Below are 4664 nucleotides of genomic sequence, written 5' to 3' on the forward strand. Positions count from 1 at the left end.
TGCTGTTAATGCTTTAAAAAAGATGTTAGATAAAGCTACAGGTACAAAATAGAGTTTCTTACCGTCAACTGGCGCAGCGCGATCTCACTCGCCCCTGAAAATGTCGTCTCCTCAAGCCCTGGGTTACGGCTAATTGCTGCTATTAACTTTTAAAAGAGCATGAGGTTGTCAGGGATATGCTAGTACGGTGTCATACTGTCTGTAAATAGCCAAAATATTGCCAGTATACTGTTGTGGATTCCATTTTAAATGGTTGAAAGTTCTCTTATAAAGCAATCCTTTCAGTCAATTGTTTTGTCTAAGATCATGCTTTTGGTGTGAAAGATCGTGTAAGTCAGAGTAAATAGATCATTTGTCTGTAGGATTACATACACCGCTTCTATAATCTTTATCTTTAAAGTCAATTGGTTATGGTTTTTTATTATTCTGAAATAAAAAATTCTATTATATTTGAGAAAAATCACCCTTATCGCAAGAATAATCTGAAATAAAAAGCTAACTGATTGATATAACTATGTGTTTTGTTGAGGTGGGGTTGGAATATAAAAAATCGTATCAGCTAAGATATTTCCAAGGATGGCGGTTTTATTAGGTTGCCTTGTTAACTAATTGATTCTATAACGGAAGATGTAATTTTTTAATGATTAATTTAGATGTGCAATAACCGTCTGAAGGTGATAGCTATTGTATTGAATTAATCCGGAGAACGTCAGAACTGGATACTAAGATGGCTCATGATTTGTTGGGTGCTAAAATTCAGTTAAAAACTTATTAACTGTGGAGAAGACCTCAGGATTACGGGGCGCTCTGTTGCTGGAAGACGGGCCATGCTTCCCTGCAACATAGGGTATTGAGGCATAAAAAGTCAGAACCATTGTGGTGAAGCAAAGCTGCACGAGAACGTCAAACGAGGTCATCACTTTCGGATGCTTGTGAATAAATACTAACAGTATTTACAGGTAAGAGGCTGTGGAAACCATCAGTGATGTCTGGCGCGGAAGTGGAGTACATTAATCGCTGTTACATTATTTGAGTGATACTTATTTACCTAACAAACAAGGCCTTTCCATAAGTGATCTGGGAGTGTATCTGCCGTAAGGCTGCGGCATGTAAACCTTGAAGCTAAGTTTAATGGGATGGAGGCTGATTGTAGATGGAGATTTCTGACAGACAATTAAAGGGTCTGCAATGTTTACTTACTCATGCAATGCCGAATGGTTGTTGCGCTTTGTTGCAAATTGACATATTTTGAAATTAATAATGGCTTTTTTTTCGTCTGGCGCTTTTAAAATAATTGCAAGTTAAAAAGTTATAAAAAACATATTTTAAATATAAATCTAATTTCCATCGAGCTGCATCTTTAAAAAGGGTAAGTGGTCGTTATTTAAGCCTGAAAGGGTCTGATAAGCTCTATAATTAATGAGATAATGATATTAGAATAATCCCAAAAAGATGATGGCGTTCAAAAACGTTACAATCTAATTGCATTTAGTGTTTGTATCTGATCTTTTGGGGGTTGGGCTAAATATCTAAAGCCACACTGTAATTGATGGTTTTTTTAAATTTATTTAAACACTAAAGAAATTGGTTCACCTGCCGATTAGCATTGCTGTGGAAAAATATTCGCATTTCCTCATTAACCACACAAATTAAGCCTTTATTGCATTCATCTCTTGAAGATGAACATATGCTAATCATTAAGGAAGAATAATGTTCAAAAATCTCAATATCAGCACCCGGCTTACCATGGCATTTGGCGTGATAGTTGTATTGATGACAGTTGTCTGCGGATTGCTCTACATGAGCTTCGACAGGGTAACGGCTGTTAGCAAACTTAATGTCCACAGCTATAAAGTTGTTGATAATCTGCGCACAGTTACAGAGAACCTCATTAATATGGAAACAGGCATCCGTGGATTCGCACTCACGGGTAAACAGGATATTCTTCAGCCATTTTCTGAGGGGGATGAGGCGTTTAGACACGGAGTAAGTGAGCTCTTAACACTTACAAGTGATAATCAATCTCAACAGGATAAATTTTTAAAAATTTCTCAGCTTGAAGATGAATGGAAAAATTCATTTGCCCTTCCGTTAATCCAGAGCAGGAACGAAGTTACAAAAGGGTCGCTCAATATGGATTCATTCATCTCTGGACTTGAACACAACTCCGGCAAAGCTCAAATGGATCGTATCCGTGACGTTATCAATGAAGCGCTGCGTGATGAATATAGCATCATGTCAGAGCGGCAGGCACGCCTTGCTGATGAGCGTTTTAAAACGCGGATGATGATTGTTATTGGCTTGCTCGCAGCCGCTGTCACAGCGCTTCTTGCGGGTACCTTGTTATCACGCAGTATTCTTAATCCGTTAAAGCATGCAGTGAATACGGCTGATACCATCGCGTCGGGTGATCTTACATCGGTCATTACAATCGACCGAATGGACGAAACAGGCAAGCTGCTTGTGGCTCTTGATAACATGCAACAGAGATTAAAATCTCTCGTCACTGAAATCAAAATCACTGCTTCTTCAGTCGATCTTGCGGCCGGGGAAATCGAGCAGGGCAATATGGAGTTATCTTCCCGTACTGAGGAACAGGCCGCTGCTTTGCAACAGACAGCTGCCAGTATGGAGCAGTTAACAATGACCGTTCGCAACAATACAGAAATTGCTGAACATACGGCTATGTCCGCCAGAAAGACAGAAGAGCTGGCTCGGGAAGGGGAGTCTGCTGTTGGTGAAATGAGCGAAACGATGCAAAAAATATCGGCAAATGCACTTAAAATTAAGGAAATCACGAGTGTTATTGAAGGTATTGCCTTCCAGACAAATATACTTGCATTGAACGCTGCGGTAGAAGCTGCGCGCGCTGGTGAGCACGGGAGAGGTTTCGCTGTTGTCGCCACAGAAGTTAGAAATCTTGCGCAAAGAAGCGCGAGTGCATCAAAAGAAATCGGCTCCTTAATCGAGAACGCAGTCGACAATGTCGATAATGGTGTTTCTGTAGCCTCTAAGACAGCAGAGACAATTTTACGTGCTGCAACCAATGTTGCTTCACTGGCGCAGTCAATGGATAGTCTTTCTATGGCCTCAGTAGAGCAAATGCAGGGGATTATGCAAATCAGTACCGCTGTGACACAAATGGACGGTGTGACGCAGGGAAATGCTGCCCTCGTTGAGCAGTCTGCTGCCGCATCTCAGTCGCTCAGTGAACAATCCAGGTCTCTGAAGCAGATGACTGATAACTTTGTTATTTAAAAATCCAGTGGCACCATAATTTATGGTGCCTTTTAATGTCGTCAAATGGAAAGGTAGTCTTTTCCTGAACGTTGCTGTCGCCGGATGTCAGATCCGGCGGAGCAGGGCGACTGGTTGCAGAATATGGATTATTTATCCTTATCCGTCGTGCAGGACTGCTACGCTTAGCAGTCTCAGGCACCTGCGGACATCAAGGATGTCCTTATGGTTACGGCAGGTTGCTTTCATTTTTCCGAATGAGGATGAACCATGACTGACGATGCCCGTAAACAGCCACAAATTGATCCTGCTGAAGAGAATGCCTTTTTTCCCTCCTCGTATTCGCTCAGTCAGTTTACCAGCCCTGTCTCCGACCTCAGCGGGGCAGATTATCTGAATCGGTACACTGGCAGCCAAAAGATACTCGTGATTGCAGCGGATGAACGCTATCTGCCAACCGATACCGGGGCACTATTTTCTACGGGAAACCATCCCGTAGAGACCCTTTTGCCCTTATATCATTTGCGGGCAGCTGGGTTCGATTTTGACGTGACCACCCTATCGGGGCAGATGGCAAAATTCGAGTACTGGGCGATGCCCCGTGAAGATGAACGTATTATGCCTTTCTTTCGGGAGACGCTGTCGAAATTCAGGAGTCCTCAAAAACTATCTGATGTCGTCAGCAGGCTGACGAAAGACAGCGCCTATGCCGCGGTCTTCATTCCGGGCGGGCATGGTGCCCTGATTGGACTGCCCGGGAGTGAGGACGTGGCGACGACCCTGCGCTGGGCCATGCGGGAAGATCGTGTTGTCATCTCACTGTGTCATGGACCTGCCGCGTTTCTGTCGCTGCGCCAGGGAGACAATCCGCTGCGCGGGTATTCGGTGTGCGCTTTCCCGGACAGTGCCGACAAAGAAACCCCGGCGATGGGATATATGCCGGGGCATCTGACCTGGTACTTCGGTGAGGCCCTGCAGAAAATGGGGCTGAACATTGTCAATAGCGACATCAAGGGAACGGTACATCAGGATCGTAACGTACTGACGGGGGACAGCCCCTTCGCGGCCAACGCACTTGGCCAGCTTGCCGCAAACGCGTTGCTGGCCCGATTTGGCGAGTAATGGTTCAGAAGGGGCAGGGCGCAAGTCGGCTGCCCCGGTTTTTCGACTCTCTCCTGATCCTTAGTTCGGCTCCAGCACTAGTAAGAGAGGACCGGACACCATGATAAAAAGGCAATTGTTAGTTACAACATACGTTAAGAGTTAATATATCAACACCTGATACCCCTGCGCCATTCTGAAGCAAACAGCCCCTCTTCACCATTTATCGTCCCCCGTGCACAGCGCTAACAACACTGCACACTTCCCCCCTGAAAAGCGCCGCCGCCCGGCCCGAAGGGCCGGAAAGACCTTTCTGTAATTTATCG

2 protein-coding genes are annotated in these 4664 nt (G+C 44.5%); both read left to right on the forward strand.

Annotation, left to right across the window (positions count from 1 at the left end; genetic code table 11):
* Positions 1-1710 precede the first annotated feature (1710 nt).
* Positions 1711-3258, forward strand: coding sequence for a methyl-accepting chemotaxis protein (locus tag L977_RS02335; protein WP_047624585.1), 1548 nt, complete (start codon positions 1711-1713; stop codon positions 3256-3258).
* Between the two features lie 249 nt (positions 3259-3507).
* Positions 3508-4359, forward strand: a complete 852-nt coding sequence (gene hchA, locus L977_RS02340; RefSeq protein WP_047624587.1) for a glyoxalase III HchA — start codon at positions 3508-3510, stop codon at positions 4357-4359.
* The last annotated feature ends 305 nt before the right edge of the window (positions 4360-4664 follow it).

This window comes from Enterobacter sp. ZOR0014 (assembly GCF_000798855.1).
In the GTDB taxonomy this organism is placed as follows: domain Bacteria; phylum Pseudomonadota; class Gammaproteobacteria; order Enterobacterales; family Enterobacteriaceae; genus Enterobacter; species Enterobacter kobei.

What these genes read in the sequence shown, in the direction of transcription:
- hchA (WP_047624587.1), top strand. Translation starts at nt 3,508, where the DNA reads ATGACTGACGATGCCCGTAAACAGCCACAAATTGATCCTGCTGAAGAG.
- L977_RS02335 (WP_047624585.1), top strand. Translation starts at nt 1,711, where the DNA reads ATGTTCAAAAATCTCAATATCAGCACCCGGCTTACCATGGCATTTGGC.